This is a genomic window from Exiguobacterium sp. Leaf196 (assembly GCF_001423965.1).
Lineage (GTDB): Bacteria > Bacillota > Bacilli > Exiguobacteriales > Exiguobacteriaceae > Exiguobacterium_A.
Genome location: NZ_LMPV01000007.1, coordinates 250,997 through 265,242 on the forward strand (window position 1 = coordinate 250,997; position 14,246 = coordinate 265,242).

Below are 14,246 nucleotides of genomic sequence, written 5' to 3' on the forward strand. Positions count from 1 at the left end.
GCATCTCTCCTTTCCTTCCATATTCCTTTTCATCGTAGCAAAAATTCGTCAAAAAAGCGTCGCTGACACCCGATTGTGATGTTTCTGTCATCTCGCAAGTAACGATAGAAGACGACGAGAAAACGGATTTGTTACACTAGAGAAGTACTTAAAAAGGGGGAATTGACATGTTACAAGATCATTCATTTCAACGCGTCGACGGAACGTCGGCATCCTTAAGTGACTACCCAGCTCAAGCATGGCTGATCGTCAATACAGCCAGCAAATGTGGCTTGACGCCACAGTTCGAAGGACTCGAGCAATTGCATCAAGACTATCGTTCGCAAGGATTGACCGTACTTGGTTTCCCATGTAATCAGTTCGCGAACCAAGACCCGGGAACGGACGAGGAGATTCAGTCGTTCTGCCAAGTCAACTACGGCGTGACGTTCCCCGTCTTCTCAAAAATCGCTGTCAATGGGGAGCAAGCACATCCGTTATTCGAAGAACTGAAAGCACAAGCACCAACGACGGACGGTACAACAGACATCGAGTGGAATTTCACGAAATTCCTCGTGACTCGTGATGGAGAAGTGACGCGGTTCTCTCCAAAAACGAATCCAACGGATTTGACGGCAGCGATCGAACGATTGCTCGTTCAAGTCTAAAAAATAAGCTTCCCTCCTTCTCCCTTGAAGGAACGGAAGCTTATTTTTATGTTGTCCCCGGCTCAAGGTGACGACTGATCATTTCTTCCACTAATCGTTTGACATCATCGATATCGCGCATTTCCGTGAACGGATGCCCCCAGACGATCAGCTCTTCGATTTCTTCAATCGGTTGCGTCGTGTATCGTGTACCATCGGCAACGAACTCTTGCGCAATCGTCGATTCAAAGGCAGCATACTTCAGGAGCCACGGTTTCTCACTCAAGATTTTGTGGGCATGCTTCACCTGCTTGAACGTCACATCGCCGACGAGGACGACGGGATCGAATCGTTCATGGAGAGGATGCGTATATTGAACAGAGATCAGTAATCCATGTTGATTCGTTTTTTCCTGTTGTCGGACATACGTCCGCGTTAGGAAATGTGGAACGAGTGACTCAGCACTCTCTTTCGTCTGATGGATGCTCAAACCATGTTCCGTTTGGACGACATCCGGTAGGACTGGTTCGTATCCACGATTCGCTAATTGTTGATCGAGCTCTTTGAATAACAGCAAAGTATGTTCGACAAGCGCTCGGACTTGGCGAAACGATAGTTGAATCGATTGATTGATCATAGGATGACCTACTTTCTCTAAAAGTATGGCAATATACAGTTATTTACCCAAACTTTTCCGACTTCATCCCTGTTTCAGCGAAAGTTCCTCGAGCCACTTACGTGTTTGCTCCTGTATACGCGTTTTCGTCTGTTCCGGGTCGAGGGTGATCTTCTGATCGACATGAATCGATCGACAATCAAGTGCCTGCGGGATGTTTTCTTCGACGATTCCTGCAAGGATCAGACAAGGGACGCCAGCTGTTCTCGCCATCCGCGTGACCTCACCTGGCAATTTACCGATTTGGCTTTGACGGTCGACCCGTCCTTCCCCTGTCCAGACATAATCCGCTTGTTGCATCCGCTCTGCTACACGAAGGTGTTGCAAGATCGTCGATGCGCCCGGAACGATCCGTCCACCAAGCGCATACACGGCTCCACCGAGTCCGCCGGCTGCCCCTGCTCCTTTGACGCCCTCTAATCCAAGTAACTTTCCGATTTGCTCGAGTTGTTGATCGAGTTTTGTGATGGTATCCGCAAGTAGCCCTTTTTGTGGACCAAACAGATAAGCCGGACCATCTAGACCATGATAGGGAGCTGTCACATCTACGAGGGCTTCCAGCTGAACCGGATACGTTGAACAATGAATGGTCTGCGTCTCAAATAATGGATTTGTACGGAACAAAATCGGCTTACCCGAGGCATCTTGAAGACGACAACCGACTTCCGCGAGTAAACCAAGTCCCCCATCCGTCGTACCTGTCCCCCCTAACGCCAGTCGGATACGTGTTATTCCTTGATTGCGTAACTGTTCCATCAAACGCCCGACGCCACGCGTATTCACTCGAACAGGATTATCTTCGCTTTGTCGCATCGGCAGTCCACAAATACGCGCGACTTCGATGACGGCGTCTGAATCTTTTACGGCATACTGTACTTCACACGGACGACCTGCTAGATCAATCGTCACGGCCGTCTTTTCCTTATATCCAAGCGCGAGATAGACTTCAAGCGTTCCTTCCCCACCGTCCGCGACAGGTGAGGAATCGATGATCGCAGTTGGTTCATGTGCCAGTATTCCAGACGTGACGGCTTCTGCTGCCTCCTTCGAAGAAATACTACCTTTGAACGCATCCATTAAAATCAAGTGACGTGCCATCTGTAAGTTCCCCCTTCAAAAATCTCATATCAAGTTTTGATTGCGTTTCCAATTAATGTTACGATGATACTAATTTCAAATTACCATTACCTTATCTGACATTTCATTTTACATACACAGGAGGTCTTATTTCATGGAACGCTGTTCGTTATGTGGAACACCACTTCGTCAATACGATACGATTTGTTCGCATTGCCAACATCCTGTTATCAAGAAAGAACAACTCGCCGAACCACCTACTTCGTCCACTTCACGGACTTGGCTCATCAGTACCTGCCTTTTGCTCTTTCTCGTCGGAGGAGCCGGTTTCCTGTGGTATTTGCTACAAGATCCCGTTTCCCCTGAAGCGGGTCAGACACCTAGTGTCGAAGCAGTCGCGCTTTCGGAATGGTCCGATGAACAAACAGCGTACAATCAAACGTACTCGAAAGACCGTCCTCCAACGTCCTATGATGTCCTTCGCTTCGTCCGTCAATATACTCGGACGATTCCGGAGCTTGCGACATTCTCGAAGAAATACGATTCCATCGAGACGTTTTCTGCGATCCAGTTCACGACCTTGAACGTCTTTGAATCAGAATTCAAGCATCTCCATCGTATAACGAATGCCGTTGATGCCCCAGTCGCTCCAAGTGTTCTCGCCGTGACATTCCAAAAATTCACGTCAAAGGGAGTTACGTATCATTTACGTACACAAGAAACGTACCAAATTGCGACAGCAAACGGTTCAGAGCCTGTGACGTACCGCGTCCATTATCGTCTGAAAGTGCATACGGATCATCTTCAAATCATTGATGTCAATCGAACGGAGGTGACTTCATGAAACGAGTGCTCCTTTGTCTGCCTCTTTGTCTTTTGATGGCGTGTTCGCCAGAAACATCTAGGATCCAAGAACAGCTCGAGCAGCAAACCTACACCCGTGCCGTCGAACGATCGGAACAAGATATCGATGAACCGGCTGCTCGGCTGATGGTTCAGCTTGAACGACAGCTTGCTGGTTATCAACTGCGTGATGTCTTAAAAACAGCGGAAGCAATCGAACGTCTTCAACTCACAACGGATCATCCTGTTCGAAAAAGGGCAGAAGCCATTGCCCTCAGTGCAAAAGAGATGTTGCAGCAAGTCGAACAGTTCGAAGGTACGTATGAAGTCGAACGAAGTACACTCGAAGACGAGCCGTTCGACGGAACCGGACGTATTCATGTGTCTTTTGACGAGCAGGACACATTCATCGCGATGATTCGCTTTGAGCAGTTCGGTGTCCCGGACGCACTGCGAAACGACGAAGAGATCATTCGTTTTGAACCGGATTTCTCTGCTCGTATCAACTTATCCGAAGGACAAGTCAGTTACCGCTTCGCCCGCTCGACACTTCGTGTGACGTTCGAAGGACCGAGTGGTAAGCGAATCTATCAACTCAAACAACTATCAAAGAAGTAAACGCTAAAATGCCGCTCCACTCTGAGAGAATATCCTCGAGTGAAGCGGCATTTTTGACGATTCCTACTCAACGCGCAGCTTGAACGTGTTCATACACCTGTTGGCATAATTCATGTGTCGCGAGGCTATCAGACGCTACGACCGATTCGGAATGTTCCCCTTTGATCGTCCGAAGGAACGCGTCTAACATATCGACGAACCCGCGTCGCTTTAACGTCGCTTCCCAGTTATCGAGCGGATACCGGAGCGTCCCTTGCTTCGTCAATTGATCGAGTGTCGTCACGTCGGTTGCGACCCGTTTTTCTTCCGGTCCCATCACTTCGACGCGTTCTTCCGTCATACCGTTATCGCGGTTCATGACACCGATTGCCGTGATGCCGTTTGAGACGAATTGAATCGTCACGTGATGTAGCCCGCTTTCGTCTTGCTTACTCTTGACGTGTAAGTCTTCAATCTCACCACGTCCCGTCAAAAAGCGAAGCGTGTCCGCGACATGGATGAAATCATCGAACAGAAATGGCTTGGCGTCTTCGATGAACGACGTCCGATTCTTTTGCATGAGGACGAGATTCGGATCGTTCACTTCAAGTAAGCGCTGGTGTGCTGACGCAAAGCGACGATTGAATCCCGTGATGAACGGTAACTGCTTCTCTTCCGATAGACGAGTCAGTTCACGAATTTCTTCAATTTCCATCGAGACTGGTTTATCAACGTAGACGGCGATTCCTGCTTCTAGCGCTTGTCGCGCTTGCTCGGCATGGACGACGGTCGCTGAATGGATCATGACCGCGTCGATCCCTTCCTGTACAGCATCAGTAAACGTCGCATATGTCCCCGCAAAGCGATAGTCTGCTTGCAATCGTTTTGCTTTCTCTTCATCTCGTGAAATCAAATATACCTCGATATCAGATCGTTCAGCATAGACCGGTAAATAGGCTTTTTGAGCGATATCCCCTAAACCAATGACGGCTAATTTCATATGAACTCCTCCTTTTCCACTGTTGCTTACATTCCCTATGATACGTTAATTGACACGAAAAGATGAGAAACAGCCCTTTACAGGCATCAAATTCCTTTTTTTGAAAAGAAGTGAATTTCCTTTTTTTGTTTTATGATAAAACCATATTTGAACAAGGAGGGAATGAGTTTTTATGAAGCGCTTGCTCCGTACTAGTCTTACGCTCTTATTATTGTTCGCTTTGTGTCTTCCCGCCATTCCGGCTCAGGCAGCCAGTTACCAAGTCGTCGTCACTTCGACGATTGGAGCGAACATCCGCTCGAAGCCGAGTACCGCCTCGTCCGCAACGATTGTAAGACGTGCTGCGTACAAGGCAAAATTCACAGCCGTCTCGTATACGAATGGCTGGTACAAGATCAAGGACGGAGGTACATATCATTATCTATCGAACCAGGTCGCTCAAAAAGTATCGAGTAGTTCAGTGAAGACGTACAGAATCGTCGTCTACTCGAAAGCTGGAGCGAACGTCCGAACATCCCCAAGCACGGCATCGTCAAAGAATATCAAGCGACTCGCACCTTACAACTCGAAGTTCAATGCGGTTTCGTATTCGAACGGTTGGTATAAGGTCAAAGGTACGACCAATTACTACTATGTGTCGAACCAAGTCGCTAGAAAAGTGACGACGAGCAGTCCAAAACCATCGAGTGGTAGTTATCCTGTTGCGTCGATGCGGTATTTTAAGCTTGGATCGTCAAGTTATCAATTGACGAAAGAAAGTTTCGTTCGTCGTTACCCAGCGAGTACAACGAAACTATTGACGGGAATCGTCGCTTATGACGAAGCAGCGCGTAAAGGCACACTCGATCAAACGTTCACCCTGACGTCTGCGATGTTATCTGTCCCTGCTGGCAGTAGCGTAGCGGGTTTCCGTGTTGGCGACAAAGTGACGATGCGCCAACTCTTGAACGGGATGCTGATCCGCTCTGGCAACGATGCAGCAAAAGCGATCGCCGTCCGGACAGCTGGTTCTGAATCGAAGTTCGTCTCGTACATGAATAACCGCGCCCGTTCAATCGGAATGAGTGCGAGCCATTTCATGAACCCACACGGTTTCTATCATCCAAGTCATTACACGACAGCTGCTGATATGCAAAAACTCGCGAATACATATGCGAAGTACAGCACGCTCATGACGATCAGTGGACGCAAGTCGTATCAGACGACCGTTAAAGGACCGTATGCACGGACATTGACGTGGTATCATACGAATACGTCGCTTCCAGGAGATACACGTGTTTATGCGAGCAAGACTGGTTACACACCGGAATCTGGCTACACACGCGTCTTCTTCATCAAAAAAGGATCGACACGATATGGTCTCGTCACACTGAAAGGAACGTTGTCCCAAACCGAGACGACACTTCGCTCCGTCTTAAATCAATAATCGACTCATCAACAGTCTGGTTTTCCGTTTCGGGAGCCAGACTGTTTTCTTTTTCCTTCAAATTATACTTGCGCTGAAAACGAATTCATCTTAGAGTTAACTTTAGAATCAGACGTCTGACGTCTTAATGAAGGAGAGTTTTTACGTGGGAAATGTCAGTTTGTTATTTGGGGGCGTTGCGCTCTTTTTAAATAGTTTGACCTTGTTTGGAAAAGTCGATCTCCGTAGTGCTGGTGTCTTCAGTCTCATCACGGGTCTACTGCAAACGTTCATCGCAACGTATCTTGTCATCGGTGCGGCAGGTGATCCAGCGTTGACGTTCGGGTACGCGAGTATTTATTTGTTTGCTTTTACGTATGTTTATGTCGGGATCACGTTCTTATTTAATCTCGACGGAAGCGGTGTCGGTTGGTTTTCCTTGTTCGTTGCGATCGCCGCTTTATTTTATGCATTTGTCAGCTTCACGACAGCAGACATCATCGGCGGGGTGACATGGTTGTTCTGGGTATTGCTCTGGAGCCTGTTTTTCCTTGGGATGGGAATGAATCGCCCGATTGACGCGATCACTGCCCGCGTCGCCCTCGTATTAAGCTGGTTGACGTTGATCGTCCCGGCACTGATCGGTCTTCGGTTTGGCTACTTCAGTACGGCATACCAATGGTTATGGAGCGGTGCTGCCATTCTGACTGTCGTCTATTTCCTTTATACAATGATGAAATTCTCGATGCTTCGGACGATCCGCTCGTCGTGACATGCTAATCGATTCATCAAAAAAGATGTCTATTTCCGGTTATGAATCGGAAATGGACATCTTTTTTGATTGATGGAGAACGCTATCGTTCATCCGCGACTCCTACAGGAAAAGAAAGTGCCATTGGTACTTTCGTCAGGGATGAATCAGACCTGGCAAACAGCATGAAATGTTGGTTGCCGCGGCTGATTTCCCGCCTGAGGAAAGCGCGGATGAGAGTAGCGTTCGTTTCGTTATCAATCAGTCCTGATATCGCAATTTCCTCTCCATTCCAATCATTTGAGCGCTTCCTGCAGTTGAGCTTGAACTTCTTTTAACGACTTATCCGTCGGATGCCAGTAATAGATGCCGTCCGATTCGATGCCTCCTGATCCGTCAAGCGACAAGGTCTTGACGTTTCGTAAGGCATCCCGGTAGTCCGTCGCGACCGTCCGGGCAACGGAAAATGGTACGTTCGTCTTGACGTTTTTCCCGAGGGCGTCGAGGATAGCGTTGAAACGACGAATCGAGAAGTCCTCTGTCATTTTATCGGCGACTGCCTGAACGACTTGCCGTTGGCGGATTTGTCGTCCGAAGTCCCCACGTGGATCATCGTGCCGCATACGAGCATAGGCGAGTGCTTCCTTCCCGTTCAGTAATAGTTCTCCTTTTGGGAACTGCATCTCATAGTACGAAAAATTGATATCGTTCTTGACTCTGACCCCATCCACCGCATTGACGAGATCCGTAAAACCCGCTAGATTGATCTCAGCGAAATAGTCGATTCGAATCTTTAACAGATGACTGACCGTATCAAGCGCCATCTGTGGACCACCGAAGGCATAGGCATGGTTGATTTTATCATTCGAACCATTGCCGATGATGTCTGTCTTTAAGTCGCGCGGGATGCTGATCATCTGACTGGTATTCGTTTTCGGATCAATCGTCACGACGATGATCGTATCACTCCGTCCTGTCTCATTTTTTCGTTGATCGACGCCGAGTAAGAGAAACGAGAGTCCTTTTTTCTGCTCAACGGCTTTTTCCGTCTCAACGCTTGCTTTGACCGGTACCTGGACTTCTTTGAGCGTCTGACTCGCTTTATGATACACATATCCGCCTGAACTAAAGAGAAGGAGCAGGCAAATCCCCGTAAGTGTCAGTACGATCCATTTCCATTTCTTCATCACCCATTCTCCTTTTCTTCAATTTCAATTCAGGACGGTCGTTGTGCTTCGAGTACCAGTAAAGCATTGCGCCAGCTACCGAACAAGGCAGTGATGACTCCGATGCTTGGCGCATCACGTCCGATACTGAACCGTTGATAACTTGCGATCGTCAGATGCTCCGTCTCTTGTGCGGCTTCAGCAAGTACTTCGAGCACTTCTTCTTCCCGCCAGCGTTTACGCGGGAATTCGATCCCAATGATTTCAAGTGCGTTTGACCAAGAGCCGTACCGGCGGGCAATCGTTGCGACGGTCGGACGATTTTGACCAGCCGCCCACTTCGTGTAGGTCTGACTCGTCAAGACCGGCAAGACCCCTTGCGCTTCCAGTAATGACTCGATGATCCGTTGTTCCATTTCCTGGACGCGTTCCTTTAAGATATCCGCTTCTGACAATGCCTGCTGCCACGAGTTGAATTGATGGACGATATCCGTCAGGCTTGGTGCTTGTTTCTGTTGTGCCCATTCGCGGTACGTCGCACTCGTGAAAGGATGGAGTTCCTCCCGTGCCTGACGCAAGGCATCAATGATTTCCGATTTCGTGAACGTCAAGCGGGCATGCCCGATGCCTGCTCGTTCCAAGGCGATTTGCCACGATCCAAACAGCATCAGGATTTCCGCGACGCTTGGATGAGTGGTGTGGAGTTGCCAGCGGAAATAGGTATTGGCCGTCAATTCATTCTTCCCGTTCGCAGCGAGACGGAGTGCGTGGATCGCTTCCTCCATATCGCGCATGACGATGTCCCCTTCCCATATATTCATGACTGGACGTTCCGGCGTACGGTCGTCTGTAAAGCATGACGAACGTTTCGGATGACGACGGCTTGTTCAGTGAACGTCATTTGTGAAGCAGACGGAAGGCAGATACCGTCTTCAAACAAGCGACGGCTGACGTCAACCCCTTCTGCTGTGACGAATGGTACGTCGCGATAGATAGGTTGTAAGTGCATCGGTTTCCAGACCGGGCGAGACTCGGCATTCGCTTGTTGCAGTGTCTGAATCATCGCATCGCGTTGCGCTTGACCACCCGGTAAAAGAAAGGCACTGAGCCAGCGGTTGGCGAACGTTCCAGGCTGCTCGGCTTGCGACGTGACGCTGTCCGGGGCAAAGGCACGGTCGTAGCGATCAAAAATTTTCCGCCGTGCATCGACGCGTTGATCGAGAACCTCAAGCTGTCCCCGTCCGATCCCAGCAGCGACATTACTCATTCGGTAATTGTAGCCGACTTCCGTATGCTCATAATGCAAGACCTGCTGTCGCGCCTGTGTTCCGAGATAAAAGGCACGTTCGATCAGAGCCGGATCATTTGCGACGAGCATCCCGCCGCCTGACGTCGTGATGATTTTGTTGCCATTGAACGAATAGATACCGAACGTTCCGAACGTTCCGGTCATCCGCCCGTTGACACGAGTCCCGAGTGATTCTGCAGCATCCTCGATCAACGGAACATCGTACTCTTCACAGAGCGCAGCAATCTCCTCGATTTGCGCGGCGACACCGTACAGATGAACGACGATGACAGCCTTCGGAAGTCGACCACGCGTTGCCGCCTGGATCAAGGCCCGACGGAGTGCGACGGGCGACATGTTCCAGGTCTCTTCTTCCGAGTCGATCAATACAGGTCGCGCTCCGACATACCGAATCGGATTCGTCGAGGCAATGAACGTCAAGGACTGACAGAAGACATCATCCCCCGTCGTGACACCAAGTGTCGCGAGCGCCAGATGAATCGCTGCTGTCCCACTGCTCGTCGCAAGCGTTGCACCAGCACCCGTGTACGCTTGCATATCTCGTTCAAAGGCATCGACATTTGGTCCAAGAGGGGCGACCCAGTTCGTCTCGAGTGCCTCGGTGACATAACGGGCTTCTTGACCACTTAAATGCGGGATGGAGAGTGGGATGTGTTTCATGATGTTTCCTCCCTTCGAGATGACAGATGACGAATCGGTGTTCGGTAGAGCGGGAACCAGTGACCCATTTGAGTTTCCGGATGTTGTCGTTCGAATTGTCGCGTTAGACGCTCATAGATCGTGGCATCCAGAATCGACGTACCGAGTCCAAAAAACGTTTGATTCGCACTAAAGGATCGTTTGTAGGCAAGCAAGCTATCCGTATTCGATCGTGTCGTGCCTCCACCGAGATGAAGCGCTTGAAAACCGGCTTGTTTTGCCCAACGAATCATCTCCGCGAATAATAGATGGTTGGGTCGAAGTGCTAACGACGCGGGATCGGAAGCACCGAGATGATAATGCGCGAACTGGCGACCAGTCAAGACGATGCACCCGGCGATGATGCGCCCGTCATGTTCAGCTAGCAACAGCACGTTGTTAATCCGTCCGTCCGCGAAATGATTGAAGTAAGTCTGATTAAAGTAATACCGGGCATCCGCTTGATGTTTGTCCATTGTCATCTGATAGAGATGCGCGAAGTCTCCGTATTCTTCCGGGCGCCCAAGACGAATCGTCACGCCTTCGCGACGTGCCTTCCGGATGTTGCGTCGCGTCATTTGCGAAAAGTCGTTTTCGATCATCTCGAACGGGTCCGTTAGTTCCAGTGTCACGGTCGGCTGCAGGATCTCCGTTTGATGGCACCAGTATTGACCCAGTTCTTGATTGTGCAAGAGTGGATGGAAGCGAACCGTCTCTGTGACGATTCCCGTCTCATTGCAATAGCGTTCGAATCGCTCGCGCGCTTCGCGAATCTGATCGAGTGACCAGATGCCTTTGAAGTAAGGACCACCGTAGCCGTAAGGTGTCGTGATATCTTCAAAGAGTGTGCCTGGAATCCGTCGCCGCAAGTACGGATAGATCAACGTCCCAAACTCCGTTGGATAATAAAATAACTCAGGAATCTCGTCGTGTTCCTTCGCGAGTTCGAAGTAAGCATATTCGTAGTAACAATCGAGCTGATAGGTCGCAACGAGTGCATCCCATTCGCGCGGATCCCGGATCAACCGTTCATCGCTTAACGACATCATGGGGAACACCTCCGTCGAGACCCTTGAACTCACCCATCCCAGTCTGATGAGCCGTCGAGTTCCCTTCTGACGAGATGACCATTTTGAACGTCTTGATCAAAATGTAGAGATCGAGTCGGAATGTCTGATTCGCTGCGTACCATTGATCTTGCTCGAGGCGTTGTTGCCACGTCGTCGCGTTCCGTCCATGAATCTGCGCCCAGCCCGTCAGACCAGGAAGGACATCATGCCGTGTCATCTGCTCCTTCGTATAGTGGTTCAAATAACTGACGAGTAACGGACGTGGCCCGACGAAGCTCATCTGTCCGCGAAGAATGTTAAAGAACTGCGGAATCTCATCAAGGCTTAAGCGACGAATCCACTCGAGTGATGCGGGAATCCGGTCTGCATCCGGGAGAAGTTTTCCCTCAGTATCCGTTTCGTTCGTCATCGTGCGGAATTTGTAGATTTTGAACAACTCACCCTTGTAACCCGGGCGGACTTGATTGAAGAAAATCGGACGACCGAGCTTCGTATAGATGACTAAGGCGACGAGGGCGTAGACGGGAATCAGGATCAGGATAGCGATAAGACTAACCGTGAAGTCGAATGTGCGTTTCATGATGACGTCCTCCTTTTACATAGCTGAAAAGAGATCAAGTTGTCGTTTGATGACGTCGGCTTCGTTGAAATGTTTCATGGCACGGTCAAATCCGTTACGTCCCATCTCGTTGGCACGGTCAGGATGTTCGACGAGTGTGTTCATCCGTTTGGCAAGCTTCGTGATATCGCGGACTTCGATGAGATAGCCTGTCTTCCCCTCGACGACTTCCTCACGACAGCCGCGGATGTTTGTCGCGATGACCGGTTTTGCGCTCGCCATCGCTTCGATGATTGATCGTGGTACGCCTTCGCGATGCGACGGTAAGACGAAGGCATCGACTTGTTGGAACAAACCTGGTACGTCTTCGACGAATCCCAGGTAGTCGACGTTTGGGATCTCGCGGATCCGCCGTAAGAATAAGTGTTTCGTCGTCTGATCGCGCTCGCTTGCCATCATCTCACCGGCAATGACGAGACGGGCTTCCGGGTGACGATAGACGACATCTTCGAATGCATCGAGCAGTTCGAGAATTCCTTTCTCTTCGACGATCCGACCGATGAATAAGAACGTAAACGGCGCTCCGGCTTCACGTGGTCGTGGATAGAAGCGGGTCAAGTCGATTCCATTTCCGAGATGCATCAGCCGGGTATTCGCTTTAAAACGTTTGCGCTGGGCGAGTTGATAATCTTCCTCGCTTTGAAGGAGCAGATAATCGGTCGCGAGACGTGCTAACCACTTTTCGACTGAATACGTTAGCTGATACGTCATCCGCCCCATCTTCTCGTGAAAGTAAAAACCGTGTGCCGTATAGACGATATGCTTCGTCCCGGCACGTTTGGCGGCGACCCGTCCAAGGGCAGCGGCGACTGGTGTGTGGACATGGACGGCGTCGTAACCATCCTCTTTCAAGATTCGCGTGATTTCACGGATCGTCCGCCAGTTACTCGTCCAGTCGATTCGCCGCTCAATCGGAATGTCATGCATCCGGAATCCCTTTGCTGCCAGTTTCACCGAGGCACCCGTGTCGGCACAGGCGATGCCGACGTCGTGCCCAGCGTTTTGCAAAGCGAGTAAGAGCGGCTGCAACATCGTCTCTGCCGTCGTATCGAGAGCACAGACTTGAAGGATTTTTAGAGGCGCCATACGTGGACCCCCTCCGGTTGTTCTGCTCGTGGCAACATGCCTTTGATGTCGACGACGATGCCGCGACCGACCTTCAGTAAGTGTTGTGCCAGATTCCAACCACCTTCAACGTATTCTTCGTGTGAGACGGCAAAGATGACGACGTCGGCTGGTTTGAGTTCACTCATCTCGAGTAAGTCGATCCCGTACTCACGTTTTGCCTCACTCTTTTCGACGAGTCGGTCCGTCACTTGGACATCGATTCCGAACTCTTCGATTTCATGAACGAGGTTCGCAACTTTCGAGTTGCGGATGTCGCTGACGTTTTCTTTGAACGATAATCCAAGAATGGTGACCCGGGCACCGAGCACCGGCATATTCTGTTTGATCAAGTTCTTAACGAGCGCTGTGGCGATGAAACGCCCCATCGTCTCGTTGATCCGGCGACCGGCAAGGATGACTTCCGGATGGTAGCCAAGTGACTCCGCCTTCATCGTCAGATAGAACGGATCGACACCGATACAGTGACCGCCGACGAGACCCGGACGGAACGGGAGGAAGTTCCATTTCGTGCCGGCTGCTTCGAGAACTTCGAGTGTATCGATATTCATCCGGTCGAAGATGATTGCGAGTTCGTTCATTAAGGCGATGTTGAGGTCGCGTTGTGTGTTTTCGATGATTTTTGCTGCTTCCGCGACCTTGATCGATGAGGCACGGTGGACACCGGCTTCGACGACGGCTTCATAAACTTCCGCGACGATATCCAGTGTCTGTTCATCTTGGGCGGAGACGATTTTTTTAATCGTTTTGAACGTGTGCTCATGGTCACCCGGGTTGATTCGCTCCGGTGAGTAGCCGACGAAGAAGTCGACACCAGCGCATAAGCCGGACGCTTCTTCAAGAACCGGGATACAATCTTCTTCCGTAGCTCCTGGGTAGACGGTCGACTCGTAGACGACGATGTCGCCTTTATTGAGCTGGCGACCCACGAGGTGCGACGCCCGTAAGAGTGGTGTCAGGTCCGGCTGGTTCTGTGCATTGATCGGGGTCGGAACGGCGATGATGATGAAGTCGCTCGCCTGCAGTGCCGATGGATCTGAGACATAATCGACGGTTGCGTTCTTCAACGTGAAGGGACTCAGTTCGAGTGTTGCGTCGATGCCTTCTTGAAGTTCTTGGATTCGTTGTTCCTTGATGTCAAAGCCGATCACGCCCGTCTTTTCACCGAACGCGACGGCAACGGGAAGTCCGACGTAGCCGAGTCCGACGACGGCAATCGAACGGTTGGCAATGGGAAGTGCACCAGTATGGGCTGCTGTCGTATCTACGATGTGTTTGACTGCCTTGTTCATGTTGGGTTCCTC

Annotated in this window: 15 protein-coding genes; 5 read left to right on the plus strand and 10 right to left on the minus strand. The window is 50.3% G+C overall.

Translation table 11 applies throughout. The features are described from left to right. Positions 1-167: 167 nt before the first annotated feature. The gene (locus tag ASG02_RS10535) at positions 168-647 is read left to right on the plus strand and encodes a glutathione peroxidase (protein ID WP_056063223.1); all 480 of its coding nucleotides are present in this window, start codon (positions 168-170) and stop codon (positions 645-647) included. Between the two features lie 46 nt (positions 648-693). Here ASG02_RS10535 and ASG02_RS10540 read toward each other — a convergent pair whose 3' ends face one another. Then, entirely contained in the window at positions 694-1,263 is a 570-nt protein-coding gene (locus tag ASG02_RS10540; RefSeq protein ID WP_056063228.1) for a hypothetical protein, read from the minus strand. A gap of 63 nt (positions 1,264-1,326) precedes the next feature. After that, positions 1,327-2,400, minus strand: coding sequence for a glycerate kinase (locus ASG02_RS10545; protein ID WP_056063231.1), 1,074 nt, complete (start codon positions 2,398-2,400; stop codon positions 1,327-1,329). A 133-nt stretch (positions 2,401-2,533) separates the two neighbouring features. On the opposite strand from ASG02_RS10545, the gene ASG02_RS10550 reads away from it, so the two are divergent. Both ASG02_RS10550 and ASG02_RS10555 read left to right on the plus strand, forming a co-directional pair. Next, entirely contained in the window at positions 2,534-3,223 is a 690-nt protein-coding gene (locus ASG02_RS10550) for a hypothetical protein (RefSeq protein WP_056063234.1), read from the plus strand. Next, on the plus strand, positions 3,220-3,840 hold the full coding sequence (locus ASG02_RS10555) for a hypothetical protein (RefSeq protein ID WP_056063237.1): 621 nt from the start codon (positions 3,220-3,222) through the stop codon (positions 3,838-3,840). The genes ASG02_RS10550 and ASG02_RS10555 overlap by 4 nt, the downstream gene beginning before the upstream one ends. 67 nt (positions 3,841-3,907) lie before the next feature. Here ASG02_RS10555 and ASG02_RS10560 read toward each other — a convergent pair whose 3' ends face one another. Continuing rightward, positions 3,908-4,819 carry a Gfo/Idh/MocA family protein gene (locus tag ASG02_RS10560; protein ID WP_035410358.1) on the minus strand — a complete coding sequence of 304 codons (912 nt, stop codon included), beginning with the start codon at positions 4,817-4,819 and terminating at the stop codon, positions 3,908-3,910. 172 nt (positions 4,820-4,991) lie between these two features. Between ASG02_RS10560 and ASG02_RS10565 the strand changes: the two genes are divergently transcribed. Together ASG02_RS10565 and ASG02_RS10570 are read left to right on the plus strand one after the other, a co-directional pair. After that, positions 4,992-6,245 carry a serine hydrolase gene (locus ASG02_RS10565; RefSeq protein WP_056063241.1) on the plus strand — a complete coding sequence of 418 codons (1,254 nt, stop codon included), beginning with the start codon at positions 4,992-4,994 and terminating at the stop codon, positions 6,243-6,245. Positions 6,246-6,390: 145 nt separating this feature from the next. Continuing rightward, on the plus strand, positions 6,391-6,996 hold the full coding sequence (locus ASG02_RS10570) for an AmiS/UreI family transporter (RefSeq protein WP_056063243.1): 606 nt from the start codon (positions 6,391-6,393) through the stop codon (positions 6,994-6,996). 275 nt (positions 6,997-7,271) lie between these two features. Here ASG02_RS10570 and ASG02_RS10575 read toward each other — a convergent pair whose 3' ends face one another. The 7 genes from ASG02_RS10575 to ASG02_RS10605 are packed head-to-tail and all read right to left on the minus strand — an operon-like array spanning position 7,272 to position 14,234. Continuing rightward, a complete protein-coding gene (locus tag ASG02_RS10575; RefSeq protein WP_056063246.1) occupies positions 7,272-8,162 on the minus strand; it encodes an LCP family protein in 891 nt (296 codons plus the stop codon). A 29-nt stretch (positions 8,163-8,191) separates the two neighbouring features. After that, positions 8,192-8,935, minus strand: coding sequence for a hypothetical protein (locus ASG02_RS10580; RefSeq protein WP_056063251.1), 744 nt, complete (start codon positions 8,933-8,935; stop codon positions 8,192-8,194). Positions 8,936-8,958: 23 nt separating this feature from the next. Next, on the minus strand, positions 8,959-10,110 hold the full coding sequence (locus tag ASG02_RS10585) for an aminotransferase class I/II-fold pyridoxal phosphate-dependent enzyme (RefSeq protein ID WP_056063253.1): 1,152 nt from the start codon (positions 10,108-10,110) through the stop codon (positions 8,959-8,961). Continuing rightward, positions 10,107-11,177: a GNAT family N-acetyltransferase gene (locus ASG02_RS10590; RefSeq protein ID WP_056063256.1), complete on the minus strand. Its 1,071-nt coding sequence runs from the start codon at positions 11,175-11,177 to the stop codon at positions 10,107-10,109. Before ASG02_RS10590 ends, ASG02_RS10585 begins: the two co-directional genes overlap by 4 nt. After that, positions 11,158-11,778 (minus strand): sugar transferase, encoded by a 621-nt coding sequence (locus ASG02_RS10595; protein WP_056063259.1) that lies wholly within the window; start codon positions 11,776-11,778, stop codon positions 11,158-11,160. The genes ASG02_RS10590 and ASG02_RS10595 overlap by 20 nt, the downstream gene beginning before the upstream one ends. A 15-nt stretch (positions 11,779-11,793) precedes the next feature. After that, positions 11,794-12,903, minus strand: a complete 1,110-nt coding sequence (locus ASG02_RS10600; RefSeq protein WP_035410382.1) for a glycosyltransferase family 4 protein — start codon at positions 12,901-12,903, stop codon at positions 11,794-11,796. Then, complete coding sequence (locus tag ASG02_RS10605) at positions 12,891-14,234, minus strand: nucleotide sugar dehydrogenase (RefSeq protein ID WP_056063262.1); 1,344 nt, start codon at positions 14,232-14,234, stop codon at positions 12,891-12,893. The genes ASG02_RS10600 and ASG02_RS10605 overlap by 13 nt, the downstream gene beginning before the upstream one ends. Positions 14,235-14,246 lie beyond the last annotated feature (12 nt).

Bases quoted from the DNA above. Each gene is read 5' to 3' on its own strand.
- ASG02_RS10550 (WP_056063234.1), top strand. From the start codon at position 2,534: ATGGAACGCTGTTCGTTATGTGGAACACCACTTCGTCAATACGATACG.
- ASG02_RS10540 (WP_056063228.1), bottom strand. From the start codon at position 1,263: ATGATCAATCAATCGATTCAACTATCGTTTCGCCAAGTCCGAGCGCTT.
- ASG02_RS10545 (WP_056063231.1), bottom strand. From the start codon at position 2,400: ATGGCACGTCACTTGATTTTAATGGATGCGTTCAAAGGTAGTATTTCT.
- ASG02_RS10600 (WP_035410382.1), bottom strand. From the start codon at position 12,903: ATGGCGCCTCTAAAAATCCTTCAAGTCTGTGCTCTCGATACGACGGCA.
- ASG02_RS10595 (WP_056063259.1), bottom strand. From the start codon at position 11,778: ATGAAACGCACATTCGACTTCACGGTTAGTCTTATCGCTATCCTGATC.
- ASG02_RS10560 (WP_035410358.1), bottom strand. From the start codon at position 4,819: ATGAAATTAGCCGTCATTGGTTTAGGGGATATCGCTCAAAAAGCCTAT.
- ASG02_RS10605 (WP_056063262.1), bottom strand. From the start codon at position 14,234: ATGAACAAGGCAGTCAAACACATCGTAGATACGACAGCAGCCCATACT.
- ASG02_RS10585 (WP_056063253.1), bottom strand. From the start codon at position 10,110: ATGAAACACATCCCACTCTCCATCCCGCATTTAAGTGGTCAAGAAGCC.
- ASG02_RS10580 (WP_056063251.1), bottom strand. From the start codon at position 8,935: ATGCGCGATATGGAGGAAGCGATCCACGCACTCCGTCTCGCTGCGAAC.
- ASG02_RS10535 (WP_056063223.1), top strand. From the start codon at position 168: ATGTTACAAGATCATTCATTTCAACGCGTCGACGGAACGTCGGCATCC.
- ASG02_RS10555 (WP_056063237.1), top strand. From the start codon at position 3,220: ATGAAACGAGTGCTCCTTTGTCTGCCTCTTTGTCTTTTGATGGCGTGT.
- ASG02_RS10575 (WP_056063246.1), bottom strand. From the start codon at position 8,162: ATGAAGAAATGGAAATGGATCGTACTGACACTTACGGGGATTTGCCTG.
- ASG02_RS10565 (WP_056063241.1), top strand. From the start codon at position 4,992: ATGAAGCGCTTGCTCCGTACTAGTCTTACGCTCTTATTATTGTTCGCT.
- ASG02_RS10590 (WP_056063256.1), bottom strand. From the start codon at position 11,177: ATGATGTCGTTAAGCGATGAACGGTTGATCCGGGATCCGCGCGAATGG.